At 65.4% G+C, this 19,319-nt stretch carries 18 protein-coding genes and 1 pseudogene; 11 read left to right on the top strand and 8 right to left on the bottom strand.

Features of this window, described 5'->3' with window-relative positions:
* Positions 1–8: 8 nt before the first annotated feature.
* Together KAK09_RS06480 and KAK09_RS19200 are read right to left on the bottom strand one after the other, a co-directional pair.
* Positions 9–3,128, bottom strand: coding sequence for an LAGLIDADG family homing endonuclease (locus KAK09_RS06480; RefSeq protein ID WP_472908846.1), 3,120 nt, complete (start codon positions 3,126–3,128; stop codon positions 9–11).
* A gap of 60 nt (positions 3,129–3,188) precedes the next feature.
* Positions 3,189–3,413 (bottom strand): annotated as a pseudogene (locus KAK09_RS19200) (ribonucleotide reductase N-terminal alpha domain-containing protein); the annotation flags it as partial.
* Positions 3,414–3,511: 98 nt separating this feature from the next.
* On the opposite strand from KAK09_RS19200, the gene KAK09_RS06475 reads away from it, so the two are divergent.
* From KAK09_RS06475 to KAK09_RS06465, 3 genes are all read left to right on the top strand, one after another.
* Positions 3,512–3,937, top strand: coding sequence for a DUF1489 family protein (locus KAK09_RS06475; RefSeq protein WP_210878111.1), 426 nt, complete (start codon positions 3,512–3,514; stop codon positions 3,935–3,937).
* 112 nt (positions 3,938–4,049) lie between these two features.
* On the top strand, positions 4,050–4,715 hold the full coding sequence (locus KAK09_RS06470; protein WP_210878110.1) for an outer membrane protein: 666 nt from the start codon (positions 4,050–4,052) through the stop codon (positions 4,713–4,715).
* A 306-nt stretch (positions 4,716–5,021) separates the two neighbouring features.
* Complete coding sequence (locus KAK09_RS06465) at positions 5,022–5,612, top strand: outer membrane protein (protein WP_210878109.1); 591 nt, start codon at positions 5,022–5,024, stop codon at positions 5,610–5,612.
* Between the two features lie 60 nt (positions 5,613–5,672).
* Here the strand turns inward: KAK09_RS06465 and hisG are convergent, their stop codons facing one another.
* Genes hisG through hisS form a run of 3 tightly spaced genes read right to left on the bottom strand, consistent with a single transcriptional unit; the run spans position 5,673 to position 8,922 of the window.
* Entirely contained in the window at positions 5,673–6,368 is a 696-nt protein-coding gene (gene hisG, locus KAK09_RS06460) for an ATP phosphoribosyltransferase (RefSeq protein WP_210878108.1), read from the bottom strand.
* Complete coding sequence (locus tag KAK09_RS06455) at positions 6,365–7,450, bottom strand: ATP phosphoribosyltransferase regulatory subunit (RefSeq protein ID WP_210878107.1); 1,086 nt, start codon at positions 7,448–7,450, stop codon at positions 6,365–6,367. Before KAK09_RS06455 ends, hisG begins: the two co-directional genes overlap by 4 nt.
* Entirely contained in the window at positions 7,450–8,922 is a 1,473-nt protein-coding gene (gene hisS, locus KAK09_RS06450; protein ID WP_210878106.1) for a histidine--tRNA ligase, read from the bottom strand. The genes KAK09_RS06455 and hisS overlap by 1 nt, the downstream gene beginning before the upstream one ends.
* 99 nt (positions 8,923–9,021) lie before the next feature.
* Between hisS and KAK09_RS06445 the strand changes: the two genes are divergently transcribed.
* From KAK09_RS06445 to KAK09_RS06415, 7 genes are all read left to right on the top strand, one after another.
* A complete protein-coding gene (locus tag KAK09_RS06445) occupies positions 9,022–9,216 on the top strand; it encodes a SlyX family protein (protein WP_210878105.1) in 195 nt (64 codons plus the stop codon).
* 212 nt (positions 9,217–9,428) lie between these two features.
* Complete coding sequence (locus KAK09_RS06440; protein WP_210878104.1) at positions 9,429–11,006, top strand: ABC transporter substrate-binding protein; 1,578 nt, start codon at positions 9,429–9,431, stop codon at positions 11,004–11,006.
* 51 nt (positions 11,007–11,057) lie between these two features.
* Entirely contained in the window at positions 11,058–12,044 is a 987-nt protein-coding gene (locus tag KAK09_RS06435; RefSeq protein WP_210878103.1) for an ABC transporter permease, read from the top strand.
* Complete coding sequence (locus tag KAK09_RS06430) at positions 12,041–12,991, top strand: ABC transporter permease (RefSeq protein WP_210878102.1); 951 nt, start codon at positions 12,041–12,043, stop codon at positions 12,989–12,991. The genes KAK09_RS06435 and KAK09_RS06430 overlap by 4 nt, the downstream gene beginning before the upstream one ends.
* Positions 12,992–13,027: 36 nt before the next feature.
* On the top strand, positions 13,028–13,552 hold the full coding sequence (locus KAK09_RS06425; RefSeq protein ID WP_210878101.1) for a hypothetical protein: 525 nt from the start codon (positions 13,028–13,030) through the stop codon (positions 13,550–13,552).
* Positions 13,549–14,538: an ABC transporter ATP-binding protein gene (locus KAK09_RS06420; protein ID WP_210878100.1), complete on the top strand. Its 990-nt coding sequence runs from the start codon at positions 13,549–13,551 to the stop codon at positions 14,536–14,538. The genes KAK09_RS06425 and KAK09_RS06420 overlap by 4 nt, the downstream gene beginning before the upstream one ends.
* Positions 14,535–15,500: an ABC transporter ATP-binding protein gene (locus KAK09_RS06415; protein WP_210878099.1), complete on the top strand. Its 966-nt coding sequence runs from the start codon at positions 14,535–14,537 to the stop codon at positions 15,498–15,500. Before KAK09_RS06420 ends, KAK09_RS06415 begins: the two co-directional genes overlap by 4 nt.
* Before the next feature lie 6 nt (positions 15,501–15,506).
* Here KAK09_RS06415 and KAK09_RS06410 read toward each other — a convergent pair whose 3' ends face one another.
* A complete protein-coding gene (locus KAK09_RS06410; protein ID WP_210878098.1) occupies positions 15,507–16,436 on the bottom strand; it encodes an orotidine 5-phosphate decarboxylase in 930 nt (309 codons plus the stop codon).
* Between the two features lie 53 nt (positions 16,437–16,489).
* Positions 16,490–17,536, bottom strand: a complete 1,047-nt coding sequence (locus KAK09_RS06405; RefSeq protein ID WP_210878097.1) for a Glu/Leu/Phe/Val family dehydrogenase — start codon at positions 17,534–17,536, stop codon at positions 16,490–16,492.
* Positions 17,537–17,655: 119 nt separating this feature from the next.
* On the opposite strand from KAK09_RS06405, the gene KAK09_RS06400 reads away from it, so the two are divergent.
* Complete coding sequence (locus KAK09_RS06400) at positions 17,656–18,111, top strand: Lrp/AsnC family transcriptional regulator (RefSeq protein ID WP_210878096.1); 456 nt, start codon at positions 17,656–17,658, stop codon at positions 18,109–18,111.
* Between the two features lie 4 nt (positions 18,112–18,115).
* On the opposite strand, the gene KAK09_RS06395 is transcribed toward KAK09_RS06400, so the two are convergent.
* Entirely contained in the window at positions 18,116–19,315 is a 1,200-nt protein-coding gene (locus tag KAK09_RS06395) for a class I SAM-dependent methyltransferase (protein WP_210878095.1), read from the bottom strand.
* Between the last annotated feature and the right edge of the window lie 4 nt (positions 19,316–19,319).

Raw genomic sequence — 19,319 nt, 5'->3', positions numbered from 1 at the left:
CCCATGGTTCAGGCGCATTTGCTGTGCCCGCAACTTGCGCAGGTCATGCAGCCTTCGATCATGCGCATGTCATAGCTGCCGCAGGCCGGGCAGGCGGGGCCGCGGGGTGGGTCGAGGCCCACCACCTGCGCCTGCGGGTCTTCCTTGAGGCCCATGCCCTCGCCCGCGAGAAACCCGATCGAGATCATGTGCCGTTCCAGCACTCCGCCGATGGCCGCGAGGATCGAGGGTATATACTTGCCCCCCATCCACGCCCCCCCCCGCGGGTCGAACACGGCCTTCAACTCCTCCACCACGAAGGACACATCGCCGCCGCGCCGGAACACCGCCGAGATCATCCGCGTGAGTGCCACCGTCCAGGCGTAATGCTCCATGTTCTTGGAGTTGATGAACACCTCGAAGGGCCTGCGGTGCCCGTTGAGCACGATGTCGTTCACCGTCACATAGATCGCATGGTTGCTGTCGGGCCATTTGAGCTTGTAGGTCGCGCCTTCGAGTTCGGTCGGCCGGTCAAGCGGATCGGCCATGTAGACCACTTCGCCGCCTTTAGCAGGGAAATCGCCCCGGATCTGATCCGGGGCCTCTCCGGGCACTTTCTCGGCTGTTTCCGACACGCTCAACACGGACCCGGTCACATCGTTCGGTCGATAGGTCGTGCACCCCTTGCAGCCGGTCTCGTAGGCTTGCAGATACACATCCTTGAAGGCGTCGAAACTTATATCGGCGGGGCAGTTGATGGTTTTGGAAATGCTCGAATCCACCCATTTCTGTGCCGCCGCCTGCATCCGCACATGGTCCTGCGGGGCAAGATCCTGCGCGGTGACGAACCACTCGGGCAGGGGCGCATCGCCCATCGTCTCGCGCCACATGGCCACGGCGTAATCAACCACCTCCTCCTCGGTGCGGCTTCCGTCCTTTTGCAGCACCTTGCGGGTATAGGCATGGGCAAAGACCGGCTCGATGCCGCTGCTGACATTGCCCGCATAGAGGCTGATCGTTCCCGTCGGCGCGACACTTGTCAAAAGCGCGTTGCGGATGCCATGCCGCGCGACAGCCTCGCGCACCGTTTCGTCCATGCCCTGCATCGTGCCCGAAGCGAGGAACTTGTCGGCGTCGAACAACGGAAACGCCCCCTTTTCCCGCGCCAGATCGACCGAGGCGAGATAGGCCGCCACGGCGATCTTGTGCATCCAGATCTCGGTCTGCCGCACCGCCTTGTCGTCCCCATAGCGCTGCCCCACCATCGCCAGCGCATCGGCGAGGCCCGTGACCCCAAGCCCGATCCGCCGCTTCGCCCGCGCTTCCTCGGCCTGCTGCGGCAGTGGAAAGCGGCTCACGTCCACCACGTTATCCATCATTCGCACCGCCATGCGCACCAGATCCTTGAGCGCCGCCACATCGAGGCGCGCACGGGGCCCGAACGGGTCGATGACCAGCTTTGCAAGGTTGATCGAGCCCAGCAGACAGGCGCCGTAGGGCGGCAGCGGCTGTTCGCCGCAATTGTGAACGTAGAGCCCGTTGGCGTCGAAGGCATTCACACCCGGCACCGAGACGTCAAAGACATCGGCCTCGCCATCCGGAGCGATCCGCTCCACCACGGCGGTAAAGCGCTCGCGATTGAGCGCACGGCGATAGCCGCCGAGCGTTGCCTCGAGCCGGCGGGCCTTTTCCATGTCGGCAAAGCCGATCCTGTCGGCATATACTGGCAAGTTGTCGCCCGAGATGACCAGTTCGTGCTGCGCGCGGACACCATAGGCGCGTTGTCCGCCCTTGCCGTCCGGCAGGGTGCTCTCGTCTGCCGCTCGGCGATCTCGGTAGAGCGATGATTGCACCCCCAGCCGAGCCAACATCCGCTGCGCCGCCTCTAGAAGACCCGCGTCGCTCTGCGCGAGGCGAACCGAGACGCCCTTGGTCTGGGTGCCTTGCACCGACCCGTCGGCATCGAACAGCCCGCGCAGTACGGCAGCACAAAAGCCGGGGGGTGCGGCCTCGATCTCGGGGGTCAGGGTCTTGTGCCCTTGGCACAGCCCGTAGTCGCGTGCGAACGTGGCCAGCGCGGCGGTACCGATGCGATGCTCGCCCCGGCCCTGCACCTCCTGCCAGCCTGCGAAATCGGCGCGATGCGGAAGGTCGCGCAGCAGCGTCTCGACGTGCTCCATGACCGCGTTCGGCGGGGGGGTGCCGTTGCCGCAGGCCGCACGGGGCCAGACTGAGATGAGGGTCTTGTCGGCCCTGATCACGCCATCGCCGATCAACAGGCCCAGCAGATAGCCGCGTTCATCTCCGGTTTGTACCGTCACCCCAGCGGGACGGTGATCGTGAAGCATCACCTCATCCCCGGGGTGCAGATCGCCCACCGGCACCCAATCGCTCTCCAGCCGCCAGCGGGACTTGTCCACGACCTTGCGCACGAGGTGATCGGCGGTCAGTCGCAGGCTGCGTCCGCAGGTCGTGGAGAGCCGCACCACCGGCTTTACCCCCGTGGCAAAGAAACCGTCCGGCCCGGTGTCATACGCCTTGCCATCGACGAGGGCGCGGAACGGGTGGCCGATCAGGTCGCGCACCTGTCGCGTGCCCGCGTCGGTCGCAACCCATGTCTCGGCGGTGACGCAAGGGTTGGTCGCCGCGATCGTCTCGCAATAACCCAGATTGTTCGCCTGATTGATCCGGTCGATGAAGATCACTCCCGGTTCGGCATAGTCATAGGTGGCCTGCATGATCCGGTTCCACAGGTCGCGCGCCTGAACCGTGTGATAAACCTTGCCGTCGAAATGCAGGTCCCACGAGCCGTCCGCCTTCACGGCCTCCATGAAGGGATCCGTCACCAGCACCGAGAGGTTGAACATCCGCAGGCGCGTCGAGTCGGATTTGGCGGCGATGAAAGCCTCGATATCCGGATGATCGCAACGCATCGTGGCCATCATCGCGCCCCGGCGGCTGCCGGCGCTCATGATCGTGCGGCACATCGCGTCCCAGACATCCATGAACGACAGTGGCCCGCTCGCATCCGCCGATACGCCCCGCACCGCCGCGCCCTTGGGCCGGATGGTCGAGAAATCATAGCCGATCCCGCCACCCTGCTGCATGGTCAGCGCCGCCTCGCGCAGGTGATCGAAGATACCGCCCATGTCGTCGGGGATCGCGCCCATGACAAAACAGTTGAACAGCGTGACCGTGCGCGTCGTGCCCGCCCCCGCCGTGATCCGACCCGCGGGCAGGAACTTGAAATCCTCAAGGGCTTCGTAGAACCGCTCTTCCCAGAGGTCCGGCTCCGCCTCCACCTCGGCCAACGCCCGCGCGATCCGCCGCCAGGTATCCTCGACGCTGGCATCCACGGGCGTGCCGTCCGCCTCTTTGAGGCGGTATTTCATGTTCCAGATCTGTTCGGCGATCGGGGCGGCGAAACGGGTCATCGGCGGTTCCTCGGGCGGGGTGTCAGGCCAGACACCCACAATAGCTTGAAGCCCCCGCCATTTCCACTACCCTATCTGCCAATCGGGGGAATCGCATCTTGGCCTTGCATCTCATCAAACTCAGCGTCGGCACCACCTCTGTGGAGGACCTCGACGCCTGGCAGCGCGATCCGCGCACGCATGGCCCGGACGGGCTGCCGCGCCACGTCACGCGGATGTGGCCCAAGCGCGCGGCGGACATCCTCGATGGCGGCTCCGTCTACTGGGTGATCCAGGGTCTCGTGCAATGCCGCCAGAGCATTCTCCGACTTGACGAGGTGACAGGCGGCGACGGCATCCGCCGCTGTGCCATCGTGCTGGAGCCAGGGCTGATCCGCACCGCCACGGCGCAAAAACGCCCGTTTCAGGGCTGGCGCTATCTGGAGGCGCGCGATGCCCCGCCCGATCTTGGCCGCGCGCGTCGCAACGAAGAGAGCCTGCCCCCCGCCCTCTCTGCCGCGCTGGCCGAGATCGGCGTGATCTGAGGTGGCACACGGAGCCTTCACCACGGCTTGATGCGCCGCGACTGCTTCGTTCATTGCGACAATCCGCCCCGGGCTCCATCCTTGCCCCATGCAGAATGGAAAGGACAGACCCATGCGTCTCTTGCTCCCGGCCCTTGCCGCCTCTCTCGCCCTCGCCTCTCCCGCCCTTGCCCAGAACGCCTCGGACACGGCGCGCGCCCCCGCCTTTCCGCAGGCGACCGGCTATCCCGTCTCGACCGACCTGAGCTTTGACGGCCAGTCCGAGGTCTCGCGCAGCACCAATTCGGTCTTCTCGACTCGCGGGCGTGCCATCGGCGGCGACGTCAATTGGACCGGCTTCTATGTCGGCGGCCAGTTGGGCGTGGCCTTCGGGGACGCCGATTTCGAGAGCAGCGACGAAAGCGTGATCGGTGGCGTCACCCTCGGCTATGACCACGATTTCGGCCAATGGGTTCTCGGCGGTGCGCTCGATTACGATTTTACCGATATCGACATCGCGCCTAATGCCTCGCTCGAAGAGATTTTCCGCGTCAAGCTGCGCGCCGGTCCCAAGATCGGGCGCGGATTGCTCTACGGCACCGGCGGCTATGCCTATGCCGACAGTGACAACATGGGCAGTGAGAATGGCTGGTTCATCGGTGGCGGCTACGAATACATGGTCAACGACCGGTTCTCGGTCGGCGGCGAACTGCTCTACCACGAGTTCGACGGGTTTGACGGCACCGGCAACGATGTCGATGTGACCACCGTGCAGGTCCGCGCCACCTTCCGCTTCTGACCGGAAGGCCGCGCAGCGGCGAAGGCGGGTCCGTCCTCCAGCGGGCCCGCCTTTTCGTTCAAGGGGTTCCGCCTCGGGAAATGCCAATCCGTTGCATCTTGGCAACGCAACGCGCGGGAATCCCCCGCTTTCGTTCATAAAATCAGCGATCTCCTGCCATTTACAGGCTCGTGAGCCGCGTTTGCGGGCCGCGCCCTTGCCCGATTGCCCGTGTGAACCGATATGAACTCCAACGGTGAAAGCCGTGTTTTCGGGCCAACACCTCCTCTCTTGGCCCGCATGAACAGGACTATGAAAGGAAGAACCATGTTGAAGACGACAACGGCACTTGCGACAGTGGCCACCCTTCTGGCGGTTCCCGCGTTTGCGGGCAACATCACGCCGCCTGCACCAGAGCCGGTAATCACGGCCCCCGTCCCGGTGGCCCCCGTCACCCCGAACTGGACCGGTTTCTACGCCGGTGGCCAGCTTGGCTATGCCTGGGTCGATACGGATATCGGTGGCGTTGATGGCGACGATATCATCGGCGGTATCGTCGTGGGTTATGACTATGATTTCGGCAACTGGGTTCTGGGTGCTGGGCTTGATTACGACTTCGCCGATATCGGTCTTTCGGGTGCCAATGCCAGCGTCGAGGAAGTGTTTCGCGTCAAGCTGCGCGCTGGCCCCAAGATCGGACGCGGTCTGCTCTACGGCACCGGCGGCTATGCCTGGGCCGATACCGACAACCTCGGCAGCGATGACGGTTGGTTCATCGGTGGCGGCTATGAGCACCGGATCACCGATCAGTTCTCGCTCGGCGGCGAGTTGCTCTATCACGAGTTCGACGATTTTGGCAACGCCAACACGGACGTGGATGCCACCACGCTTCAGGCGCGCGCTACCTTCCGGTTCTGAGCCCGAGCGGCCAGGCCGATTTCCGGCGGGCGGTCCTTCGGGGCCGCCCGTTTCGTTCGCTCAGTCGATGGAAAGCTGCGCCTTGAGGGTGGCCAGCGTTGCCCGCATCTCATCCGTCATCGCCGCCGCGCGCGCCCGGTAGAGCGTCGCCTGTGATCTCAGGATGAGACCATCGTCGAGGATCTTCAGATGGTTGGCGCGCAGCGTGTCGCCGGTCGAAGTGATATCGGCGATGGCCTCGGCGGTTTCGTTCTTGATCGTGCCCTCGGTCGCGCCCTGGCTGTCCACAAGCTGATAATCCGCCACCCCGTTCTCGCGCAGGAAATCGCGCACAAGCCGGTGGTATTTCGTGGCGATCCGAAGGCGAAACCCGTGCCGTCGCCGAAACGCGGCGGCCACGGCGTCCAGATCGTCAAGGCAAGAGACATCTACCCAGGCCTGAGGCACGGCCAGAACCAGATCGGCCTGGCCAAAGCCGAGTTCGGCCAGTTCCTCTACCTGCTGCTCCCATTGGCCGAGCTTCTCTCTCACGAGGTCGGTGCCGGTCACGCCCAGATGGATGCGCCCCGCCGCCAGTTCGCGCGGGATTTCACCGGCGGACAGAAGGATCAGTTCCACCCCCTCTATCCCTCTGACATAGCCCGCATATTCCCGATCCGAGCCGGACCGGCCAAGGGCGATCCCGTGCCGCGCGAACCACTCCACGGTCTTGTCCATCAGCCGTCCCTTGGACGGCACGCCCAGTTTGAGGCTCATGCCGCACCTCCCAAGCTTAGCACCAGACCGGGGCGGATGACGCCGCCCACGGCGGGAATCTCACGTCCCTGCCCAAGCTGCCGGGTCAGCGCGTCATAGCGCCCGCCGGTCGCCACCGGTGGCAGGTCAGGGCGGTTCTCGGCGTAAAATCCGAACACGAAACCGTCGTAATATTCCATCTGCGTGCGCCCGTAGCTCGCTTCGAAATCAAGCCGCGTGATATCAAGCCCGCGCGCGGAAAGCGCGTCGAGCCGCCGCGCCAACCGTTCGACGGCGGGCAGGATCGCGGGCAGGTCCACGGCGATATCGCGCAGATGCTCGAGCGCGTTGTCCGAGGTCTCGCGCACCGCCAGAAGCGCGTCGAGCAACGCCACCTCCGCCCCAGAGAGCGGCCCCGCTGCTGCATCCTCGCGCAGGGCGGTGATGCGGGCGGCAACCTCGTCGGCTCCGCGCAGCCCGATCAGCGGCCCCGCCCCGGCCAGTGGGTCGTGCGTTGCGAGCAGAGCCGCGCGCGCCTCGGGCACCGGCATGCGGCCCGCATAGCGGTCGATCAGCGCACGAAACCGGCGCGGCCGCCAGATATGGCGCAGGAGCGCAGCCTTGCGTGCCTCGGTCGTGCGCAGCCCCCCGACGGCGGCCATCAGGATGCCGATATCGCCGGTCGCCGCGCGCAGGCCAAGCGGGCGCAAGACATCGCAGATGAGCGCGAACACCTCGGCGTCAGCCGCTTCCGGCATCTCGCGCGCGAAGATCTCGAACCCCACCTGGATATATTCGTTCGCCCGCCGCGCATCCTCTTCCTGACGGCGGAACACCTCGCCGGCATAGGTATAGCGCGCGGGTTCGGCCCCGTGGGTCATGTGCATCTGCACCACCGGCACGGTGAAATCGGGCCGCAGCATCTGCTCGCCCCGCAACGTGTCAGAGGTCACATAGGCGCGCGCGCGGATATCCTCGCCGTAGAGGTCAAGCAGAACCTCGGCGGGTTGCAGGATCGGGGTTTCGACGGGCACGGCCCCCGCCGTCTCGAAGATACCGCGCAGGCGTGTGGCCTCGGCAAGGATCGCGGCACGTTCAATCATCAGACGTGCTCCGACAGGATATTGCGCACCGTGTCCACAAGTGCCTCGCGCGGTGCCTCGGTTTGGCTCGGGCGGTCCTTCCATTCCTCCAGCGTCGCGCTTTCGGCGATTCTAGCGCCAAGGATCAGATCCTTGACCTGCACCACGCGGCGCGCGAATTCGTCCTCGCCCGCGATGATCGCCACCGGGCTGCCGCGCCGGTCTGCATATTTCATCTGGTTGCCGAAATTCTTGGGGTTGCCGAGATAGACCTCGGCCCGGATGCCCGCGCGGCGCAATTCGCCGACCATGGCCTGATACTCGGCCATGCGGGTGCGGTCCATCACGGTGACGACCACCGGGCCTTGCGCCTCGCCACCCATGCGGCCCTTTTCGCGCAAGGCGGCCAGCAGGCGGTCAACGCCGATCGAGACGCCCACGGCGGGCACCTGCTGTCCGGTGAACCGCGCCACAAGATCGTCATAGCGCCCGCCGCCTGCCACGCTGCCGAACTGGCGCGGGCGACCTTTTTCGTCGAGGATTTCAAAGGTCAGTTCCGCCTCAAAGACCGGACCGGTGTAATAGCCAAGGCCGCGCACGACGGAAGGGTCGATGACGATGCGGTCAGGGCCGTAGCCTTGGGCCTCCAGCAGCGAGGCGATTTCCTCCAACTCGTCAACGCCTGCGCGCCCCGTCTCCGATGTGCCGACCGCTGTGCGCAGATTGCCGAGTGTCTCGACAGGATCGGCGCCCCTGGACGTGAGAAAGGCCAGCACCGGCACGGCCTGCTGATCCGACAACCCCACCCCGTCGATATAGGCCCCCGAGGCATCGAGCCGCCCCTTGCCCAGCAACTCGCGCACGCCTGCCTCGCCCACCTTGTCGAACTTGTCGATGGTGCGCAGAACAGCGGCCTGTTGGTCAGGGTCCGAGACGCCGGTTGCCTCCAACACCCCATTGAGAACCTTGCGGTTGTTCACCCGCACCACATAATCACCGCGCGCGATGCCCACCTCTTCCAGCGCATCCGCCAGCATCGCGCATATCTCGGCGTCCGCCGCCATGCTGCTCGTGCCCACCGTATCCGCATCGCATTGATAGAACTGCCGAAACCGGCCCGGTCCCGGCTTTTCGTTGCGCCAGACCGGTCCCATGGCATAGCGTCGGTAAGGCGTCGGTAAATCGTTGCGGTGCTGCGCATAAACGCGGGCCAGGGGCGCGGTCAGGTCATAGCGCAGCGCCAGCCATTTCTCGTCCTCGTCCTGCCAGGCAAAGACGCCCTCGTTGGGCCGGTCCACATCGGGCAGGAACTTGCCCAGGGCCTCCACGGTCTCCACCGCGCTGCTTTCCAGCGCGTCGAACCCGTAGCGATGATAGACCCCGGCGATGCGGCGCAGCATCTCGGCGCGTTCGGTCACGTCCGAGCCGAAATAATCGCGGAATCCCTTCGGGGTCTCGGCCCTCGGGCGGGGGGTCTTGACGGGTTTGGCCATGAGGTCTGGTCTTTCGCGGGGAACTCGCGGCGCGGTCTAGCCCAAGGGGCAGGCGGGGGCAAGGTTGACCGCGCTCGCGCGCCCGCGTAATCCCGTGCCATGACCGAGATTGAGGAAAGACTGGCCCATCTCATCCGCGCCGTCGATGACCTCTCCGAGGTGGTCGCGCGGCAGGACCGCGAGATCGAGCGATTGCGCACGGCGGTGGCCCTGCTCACCCGCCGCGAGGCCGAGCGCGCGCGCGAGGGCGAGGGCGGCATCGTGCTCGGCGACGAGCGCCCGCCGCATTATTGAGCAATCCCGCCACGACCCCAGAAACCGCGTCATCCTCTGGCTTGACCAGAGGATCTTCGGGCGCCGGAACAGAACACTCGCGCGGGGATGACGGCGCGCGGGTGTCTCGCGCCTTCGCGCGCGCAGCTTGCGCTTGCCCCGTCGCCGGGGCGCGGCTAGGCTTTGCCTCACACCGGGCCGGATGAGCCCAGGAAACACGAAGGGAGATCACCATGACCAGACTGACCGGACTGGCGCTTGCCGCGCTGATGGCCTCGACGGCCCTGCCCGTAAGCGCCGAAACCCTGAGATGGGCGAGGGCAGGGGATTCGCTCACGCTCGATCCGCACGCGCAGAACGAGGGGCCGACGCATACGCTGGCGCACCAGATTTACGAGCCGCTCATCATCCGCGACATGACCGGCGCGTTCGAGGCAGCACTTGCGACCGATTGGGCCCCCAAGGCGGATGATCCGAACGTCTGGGTGTTTACCCTGCGGCAGGGCGTCAAATACCATGACGGCGCGGATTTCACCGCCGAGGATGTGGTATTCTCGATCAACCGCGCCAAATCCGACAATTCGCGGATGAAGGAATTGCTGTCCTCGGTCGTCGAGGTGCGCGCGGTGGATGATCACACCGTCGAATTCGTCACCGACGGGCCGAACCCGATCCTGCCTTCCAACCTGACCAACCTGTTCATCATGGACAAGGGCTGGACCGAGGCCAATGGCGCGGTCGAGGTGCAGAACATGGACGCGGGCGAAAGCACCTTTGCCGCCACCAACACCAACGGCACCGGCGCCTACAAGCTTGTGAGCCGCGAGCCGGACGTCAAGACCGTGCTCACCCGCAACGAGGACTATTGGGGCAAGGGCCAGTTCCCGCTTGAGGTGAGCGAGATCGTCTATACGCCGATCCAGAACGCCGCCACGCGCGTGGCCGCTATCCTCTCGGGTGAGGTGGATTTCATCCAGGACGTGCCGGTGCAGGATCTTGCGCGCGTCGCGGCCACCGATGGCCTTGTGGTCAAGACCGCACCGCAGAACCGGGTGATCTTTTTCGGCATGAACCTCGGGCCGGATGACATCGCCAACGACAATGTCGAGGGCAAGAACCCGCTGTCGGATGTGCGCGTGCGCCGGGCTATGAACCTTGCGCTCAACCGTGATGCCATCCGTCAGGTGGTGATGCGCGGCCAGAGCCAGCCCGCGGGCATGATCGCGCCGCCCTTTGTCAACGGCTGGACCGAGGAGATGGACAAGGCCGAGACCGATGTCGCACAGGCCAAGGCGCTGATGGCCGAGGCGGGCTATGGCGATGGGTTCTCGATCCAGCTTGATTGCCCGAATGACCGCTACATCAACGACGAGGCGATCTGTCAGGCCGCCGTCGGCATGTTCGGCCAGATCGGTGTCAAGGTGAACCTCAACGCCCAGTCCAAGGCGCAGCATTTCCCGCTGATCTCCTCTGGCGGGACGGATTTCTACATGCTGGGCTGGGGCGTGCCGACCTATGACAGCGAATATATCTTCAACTTCCTCGCGCATACCCGCACCGACCAGCGCGGAAGCTGGAACGGCACCGGCTACAGCAACCCCGAGCTTGATGCCAAGATCGTGAGCCTGTCGTCGGAAACCGATCTGGACAAGCGCAACGCCACCATCGCCGAGATCTGGCAGGTCGTGCAGGACGAGGTGCTCTATCTGCCGATTCACCATCAGGTGCTGAACTGGGGGATGACGGACAAGATCGGCATCGAGGTCAGCCCCGAGGATGACCCGAAGATCAAATACTTCTCCATGAAGTGACCGAAACCGGGCGGCGGACTCACGCCGCCGCCCATTCACAAGGGGTGCGCGATGCTGGCCTATATCCTACGCCGTGTCGGGCAATCGGTGCTGGTGCTTCTGGTCGTGGGGCTGGTGGCGTTTTCCATGTTCCGTTTCGTCGGCGACCCGGTCGATGCGATGCTGGGGCAGGAACGCACCCAGGCCGATATCGAGCGGCTGACCGCCGAGCTTGGGCTTGATCGGCCCTTCCCGGTGCAATACTGGAAATTTCTCACCCAGGCCGCGCAGGGCAATTTCGGGCTGAGCTATCGGCAGGGGCGGCCCGTCACCGATATATTGATCGAGCGCGCGCCCGCCACGCTGGAACTGGCCTTTGTGTCGGGGATCATGGCGCTGGTGGGGGGCATAGCCCTTGGGGTCTTTACCGCGATCCGGCGGCGGGGTGTCGCGGCCAATGTGATCATGACCGTCTCGCTCATCGGGGTGTCTTTGCCGACCTTCCTCATCGGTATCCTGCTGATCTATATTTTCGCGGTCGAATTGAAATGGCTGCCCAGTTTCGGGCGCGGCGAGGTGGTGCGCCTCGGCGGCTGGACCACCGGGTTTCTGACGGAAAGCGGATTGAAGGCGATCATCCTGCCCGCGATCACGCTGGGGCTGTATCAGATGACGCTGATCATGCGGCTGGTGCGCACCGAGATGCTGGAGGTGCTGCGCATGGATTACATCCGCTTTGCCCGCGCGCGGGGCCTGCGCGAGAAATCGGTCAATTTCCGCCACGCGCTCAAGAACACGATGGTGCCTGTGATCACCGTGACGGGGCTGCAACTGGGGTCGATCATCGCGTTTGCGATCATCACCGAGACGGTGTTTCAATGGCCCGGCGTGGGGCTTCTCTTCATCAACGCGGTGCAGTTCGTCGATATTCCGGTGATGGCGGCCTATCTGATGCTGATTTCGGTGATGTTCGTGGGTATCAACCTGATCGTCGATCTGCTCTATTTCGCCATTGATCCGCGTCTGCGGCTGGATCGTGGCACGGAGGCCAAGGCATGAGCGACGAGGCCCTCAACACCCCCGCCGCCGCGCCCGCGCGCCTGCGCCGCGCATGGGAGAGCGATTTCATCTGGTCCTTCCGTCACGCCCCCGTGGCGATGGCCTCAACCGCTGTGGTGCTGATCCTTGTGCTGGCGGCCGTGCTGGCGCCGCTCATCGCGCCGCACAACCCGTTCGACCCCGCCACGCTCAACCTGATGAACGGGTTTACCGCGCCGATGGCGCCCAATGCCTTTACCGGCGAGGTGTTCCTGCTGGGCACCGACGATCAGGGGCGCGATGTGTTCTCGACCATCCTTTACGGAATGCGGATCTCGCTTTTCGTGGGGTTCTCGGCGGTGATGCTGGCGCTGGTGATCGGCGTGACGCTGGGGCTTGTGGCGGGCTATGTCGGCGGTTGGACCGAGACGATCATCATGCGCGTGGCCGATGTGCAACTGACCTTTCCGGCGATCCTGGTCGCCATGCTGATCTTTGGCATCGCCAAGGGGATCACGCCGCCCGAACATCGTGACCAGATGGCGATCTGGGTGCTGATCCTGGCCATTGGCCTCAGCGACTGGGTGCAGTTCGCGCGCGTCGTGCGCGGCGCAACCATGGTGGAGAAAAGCCGCGAATATGTGCAGGCGGCGCGGCTCATCGGGCGCAAGCCGGTCTCGATCATGCTGCGGCATATCCTGCCCAACGTGCTCAACCCGGTGCTGGTGATCGCCACCATCTCGCTGGCGCTGGCGATCATCGCAGAGGCAACGCTGTCGTTTCTGGGCGTCGGCGCGCCGCCCACGCAACCCTCGCTTGGCACGCTCATCCGCATCGGGCAGGGGTTCCTGTTCTCGGGTGAGTGGTGGATCCTGCTGTTCCCGGCGATTACCTTGCTGGCGCTGGCGCTGTCGGTGAACCTGCTGGGCGACTGGCTGCGCGATGCGCTGAACCCGAGGCTGCGATGAATTGGAAATATCCCCCTGAGAAAGTTTAAGTTTGAAATGGTCAGTGAAGCAATCGAACTTGAGAAAGCGTTTCCGCCCTATGGGGATCTTCAAGCGCAGGACAAGGAAGCGATTCGTGAATTTTCGCTTATATGGACGTGTTTTGAAAGAACGATATCAGAGAAGACAATTATATTGAGTGGTTCTGAATCCCTGAATGCTGGGAAGCTCCGAAAACTTGCCGCGCACCTGAGACATAAAGGTTTTTCTGGTCCAAGATGTGAAGCGGCTTATCAATTTTGGCATGCCAGGTATGACGGGCTTTGCAGCGAAGGTCTCAAGGATGCGTTGCATTGCCAAGCTAGCGATAAATCCGACTTGTTACACATTGATCTTTTTAATCCTGATAATGATAAAGCTGCACTGAACGCAGCATTTGTCATAACCTACAGGCTTCGAAGCAATCTGTTCCATGGAATGAAGTGGCAGGATAGGATGGTCGATCAGAAAGAAAACTTCGATCATGCATCCCAAGTCATGCTTGAGGTGATGCTTCACCTGAACAAAGGTGCGTCAGCATGACCACCCCCGTCCTGTCCGTCCGAAACCTGACCGTGGAAATCCCCACAAGGCGCGGCGTTCTGCGGCCTGTGGACGGGATGAGCTTTGACATCGCGGCGGGCGAGACGCTGGGTGTTGTGGGCGAATCCGGCGCTGGAAAATCCATGACCGGCAATGCCGTGATCGGTCTGCTGGACCGCCCTGCGCGGATCACCGGCGGCGAGGTGCGGCTCAAGGGCGCGCGCATCGACAACCTGCGCCCCGAGGAGATGCGGCGCATTCGCGGCAAGCGGATCGGCATGATCTTTCAGGATCCGCTGACCTCGCTCAACCCGCTCTTGACGGTGGGGGAACAACTCTCGGAGACGATCCGCCTGCATCTGGGCGTGAGCGAGGCCGAGGCGGGGCGGCGCGCCGTGGCCGCGCTTGACGAGGTGGGTATCCCGGCGGCGAAGGCGCGCATCGGCTCTTATCCGTTTGAATTTTCGGGCGGGATGCGGCAGCGCGTGGTGATCGCGCTTGCGCTGTGCGCCGAGCCGGAACTTGTCATCGCCGACGAGCCGACGACCGCGCTTGACGTGAGCGTGCAGGCGCAGATTGTGGCGCTCTTGCGGCGGCTCTGCCGCGAACGCGGGCTGGCGGTGATGCTGGTCACGCATGACATGGGCGTGATTGCCGAGGCCGCTGACCGGGTGGCGGTGGTCTATGCCGGGCGGCTGGCCGAGATCGGGCCGGTGCGCGATGTGATCCAGACCGCATCCCATCCCTATACGGCGGGGCTGATGGCCTCGACCCCGCTGGCGAGTGCCGGGCAAAGACGCCTGCGCCAGATCCCCGGCGCGATGCCGCGCCTCGATGCGCTGCCCGAGGGCTGCGCCTTTCATCCGCGCTGCGAGCGGGCGGATGCGCAATGCCGCCAAGACCCTGCGCCCACGGTCACGGGCTGCGGCGGGCGCGCGGCCTGCTGGTATCCGCTGACGCAATCCGCCGGCGAGGATGTGGCATGAGCGCGCTCATTTCGGTGAAGAACCTCACCCGCGTTTTCGACGTGTCGAAACCCTGGCTCAATCGCGTGATCGAGCGTCTGCCCAAGGCGCATCTCACGGCCGTTTCCGATGTGTCCTTCGAGGTGCCGGAAAGATCCGTCTATGCGCTTGTCGGCGAAAGCGGATCGGGCAAATCCACCATCGGCAAGATGGTGGTGGGCCTGCTGCGCCCCTCGTCGGGGGCGGTCGAGATCGAGGGTGTGGACCTCGCCAATTCCGCCGATGCGGCGGCGGTGGCGCGGGTGCGCGCAGATATCCAGATGATCTTTCAGGATCCTTTCGCCTCGCTCAACCCGCGCTGGCGGGTGCGCAGCATCATCGAAGAGCCGGTGGCGGTGCAGGGCGGCGATACGCAGGGCCTCGCCGAGCGATTGCTGGAACAGGTGGGGCTGGCGGCGGTGGATGCCGACAAATACCCGCACGAGTTTTCCGGCGGCCAGCGACAGCGCATCTGCATCGCCCGTGCATTGGCGTCAGAGCCGCGCGTGATCGTCTGCGACGAGCCGACATCGGCGCTTGACGTGAGCGTGCAGGCGCAGGTTCTCAACCTGATGAGCGATCTGCGCGAGGAATTTGGCCTCACCTATCTGTTCATCAGCCACGATCTGACCGTGGTGCAGCACATGGCCGATGTGATCGGCGTGCTCTATCTGGGGCGGCTGGTCGAGGAGGCGCCGCGCGACGAGCTGTTCGCCACCCCGCGCCACCCCTATACGCAGATGCTCTTTGCCGCAGCCCCCCGGATGGATGGGTTTGGCCGCGAGATCGTGCCGCCCAAGGGCGAGATTCCCGATCCGATCAACCCGCCCTCGGGCTGCGCCTTTCACCCGCGCTGCCCCATCGCCGTCGAGCGGTGCCGCCGCGAGCGCCCCGAGATGCGCGCCGTTGGCGGCGCACGCGTGGCCTGTCATCTGGCGCAATAGGCGGCCTCAGCCCCGCGGGGCAAAGCGGATGACCTGCGCGCCCCGTGGCGTGGTGTTGCGATGGACCACAATGTTCGGCAGCGCGATACCAGACTGCACGTGCCCAAGCGCCGGCATCCAGCGCAGTCCTGTGTCAAGGCAATTCGCGGCGGCGCCCGTGTAATCGCCGCGCGCACTCACCCGCCGCAGCGCACCCGGATCGACCGAAAGCGCGCGCCCGCCAAGCGTAACAACCGCCTCGCGCAGCACCGCGCGCCCAAGCGGTTCGGTCTGCGGCACCTGCCCCGGCAGGTCCGACCACACCCCGCAAAGCGCTGCACGCCCGTTCACCGAAACGATCTCGGCGGCCAGCCGCAAGCCGCCGCCGCTGCTGTAACGCCCCTCCACCACCCGTGCTGCGGGCGAAAGCGGCACCAGGCCGATGTGGCGCCGCACCAGCGGCACAAGATCGAGCGCATCCGCCATCGCCCCCGCCCCGGTCGGGTCGAACCGCACCAGATTGTTGCCGGTGTCACGATTGCCCGGCTGAATCACGCGACGCGGCAGGAACACCTCGGGCACAAGCCCGGCGCGCCAGGGCAGATCGACCAGCCGACACCGCGCGGGCGCGCCTGCGTAATCGAGGCGCGGCGCGATCTTCGGCAAAAAGCCCAGATCCTGTGCGATCCGCCGCCCGCCGACCGATACGCTCGCGTGATCCAGCACCCGCCGCGCCTCGCCTGCGGTATAGGCTGCCTGGCTCTCGCTTTCGGCCCAGACGCCGCAAAGCGCCGTGCCCCCCGTCGACGTGCGCCGCAACTCCGCCGCCACGGTCATGCCGCCGCCGGTGTTGAAACTGCCCTGCGCGAGGGACACCCCCTCGCTCAGTCGCGTCTCGGATGCCGCCGCCGCGCCGCCCAGGGCGATCATCATTCCGAGCGAAACGAGCAGGCGCATGGCAGGACCTCCGAGCCTTGGCCACCCTAGCAGAGCCGCGCGCCGCGCTCAATTCATCCCGCGCGCGCCAGCAACGCCTCTTCCACCATGCGGTCGGCCATCGGCGCGGGGCTCACACCCTCGCCCGCCGCGCGCGCAAGAAGACGCTCCATCGTGACGCGCATCGCGGCAAGCCGCTCCTCAACCCACGGTCCCCGGTCTCCGATCCGCAGGATCTCGGCGGCGACGTTGATGATGCCGCCGCCATTGGCCACGTAATCGGGCAGGTAGAGGATGCCGCGCGCATGGAGCGCATCCGCATCCTCCGGCGTGGCAAGCTGGTTATTGGCCGCGCCGCAGATCATCTTCGCGCGAACTTCGGGGATGGTTGCGGCATTGAGCACCCCGCCGATGGCGCAGGGCGCAAAGACATCCACCGCCACCGCGTGAATCCCGTCGGGCGACACTTCCCGTGCGCCGAAGGCGCGCACCGTCTCGGCTGCCCGCACCGGGTCCATATCGGCCACCACCAGACGCGCCCCCGCCTCGTCAAGCAACCGGCAGAGATGCCAGCCCACATGGCCCAGCCCCTGCACCGCTACGCTGCACCCCGTCAGATCGTCGCTCCCCCAGAGCCGCGAAGCCCCGGCGCGCATCGCCCCCAGCACGCCCCGCGCCGTCACCGGGGAGGGATCGCCGCTTGCATGTGCGCCGGCATCCAGCCCCGCGACGAACCGCGTCGCGCGCGCGATTTCTGCCATGTCCTCGGGGGCCATCCCCATGTCCTCGGCGGTCCAGTAGCGGCCCCCGAGCGCATCAATGGCCCGCCCCATCGCCCGCAAAAGCGCGGGCGTCTTGTCGCGTGCGGGATCGCCCATGATCACCGCCTTGCCGCCCCCCAGCGGCAGACCGGCGGCCGCGTTCTTGTAGCTCATGCCGCGCGCAAGGTTCAGCACATCGGCAAGCGCGGCCTCCTCGCTGTCATAGGCGCGCATCCGCAAGCCGCCCGCAGCCGGGCCAAGCCGGGTGGAATGCAGCGCGATGAACCCGCGCAGGCCGCTGGCGCGATCCTCGACGCGGTAAACCTCTTCATGGGTTGCAGATGCCAGACGTGTCAGCATGGTGGAATCCTCCTCTCGCCCAAGGTAGAAGCAAAGCAGCGCCGAAAAACTGCAAATCTTGCTCAATTCGACGTGAGTATTGGGGATTTGCCCCAAAACGGGCCGGGAGATTGGAAAGAATGGACAGTATCGACCGCCGCATCATCACCGCCCTGCAACGCGACGGGCGCGCGCGTCTCGCCGATCTCTCGGCCGAGGTGGGGCTCTCGCCCACACCGCTTGCGCGCCGCATCGCCCGGCTCGAGGCCACGGGCGTGATCACCGGCTATGGCGCGCGCGTCGATCAGGAGAAACTCGGCCTGCCGCTCAGCATCTTCATCTTCGTGGAACTGGAACAGCACAGTCGCGATGCGATCCGCGCTTTCGAGGACCGCTTGCGCCGCTTCGACGAAGTGATGGAATGCTACCTCATGACCGGCACGCGCGATGTGCTCCTGCGCGTGGTCGCCGCCGACCTGGCCGCCTTCGACCGCTTCCTCGAAGAGGGGCTGATGCAGACGCCGGGCATCCGCGCTCTGCGATCGAGCTTCGCGCTGCGCACCATGATCCGGCGCGACGTGCTGCCCGAGGTCTGAATGCTCAGCCGCGCCGCAGGATCGAGGAATAGAGCATCAGCCCGTAATCGCCCAGTTCCCGCTCGATCCGCGCCCAGAGCGCCCCCATGGCCAGCGGGTCGGTTCCGGTAGCCTGAGCGATCTCGCTCAGGCTGCGCCGCCCGTCCACGGCGGCGATCAGCCGCCCCGCTTCGCGCGGCAGCGAGAGCCGCGCGCGCATTCCGCCAAAGCCCAGTTTCGGGCTTTGCCCCGCCGACACCGCCCGCGCCAGATCACCCGCGCGCACGCCCTTGAGATGCGGCACCAGCGCCCGGTTCGTGCCCTTCGCCGGACTGCGCGCCTCAAGGCCGCGCACCGCATAGCCCACATGGGTCTTGATCGTGCCGCGCAGCTTTTCCGCCACCGCCATGCGCGCCACCGGACTTAGGTGGTCAGGCACTTCCGTGATCCGCCCCGGATCGTACAGTGCGGGCATGGTGAACCCCGAGAGGTGCCAGCCCGTCTCCTCCAGTATCGCCACCAGCGCCGCCACGTCAAAGGCGCGGTCCTGGCTATGCAGCAGAAGGTCGTAAAACCCCGCTTCGCTATCCTTGTGATCGCCCAGATTCGGGTTGCAGGCAAAGGGATGTCCCTCGGGCAGATCCGCCACCAGTTTCTTCGCTGCCCGAAGACGTGCCTCGGGGGGCAGGCCCTCGTAAAGTGCGCCGAATGCCTCCTGCAACGGATAGACGCCTGACCTCCCATAGGGCGCATAGACCATGAAGCCCATGCCGCCCCCCGGCGCCAACGCCGCCAGCAGCGCACGAAACCCCGCCGCCGGATCGGGCAGGTGATGCAGCACCCCGCAACAGTCGATATAGTCGAACTCCCCATGCTCGGTTGCGTCCATCAGGCTGCCGGTGACGAACCGTATCCCGGTCAGCCCGCGCACCCGCGCCCGCTTCTCGGCAATGGCACGCGAGGCGGTCGAGAGGTCGAGATAGACAATTTCCGCCACCCGCCCCGCCTCCGCCATCTGCTGCGCAAGTTGGATGAGCCCGTCACCGGTGCCGCCGCCCGCCACCAGCACACGCAAGGGCCGCGACCAGTCGCGCGCGCCCTGAAAGACGAAATGATCCACCTCCAGCACATGCGAGGGCGAGCCGGTAATCAGCCGCTTGCGCTCCTCCTGCGGGTCGCGCGACGGATAGGGATAGGCCTCGTATTGCGCCCGAACCTCGCTCATACCG

It is taken from the genome of Roseovarius autotrophicus (genome assembly GCF_018069895.1).
GTDB lineage: Bacteria > Pseudomonadota > Alphaproteobacteria > Rhodobacterales > Rhodobacteraceae > Roseovarius > Roseovarius autotrophicus.
The sequence above is the reverse complement of the archived record's forward strand: the minus strand, read 5'-3'. Positions and strand labels throughout refer to the sequence as shown.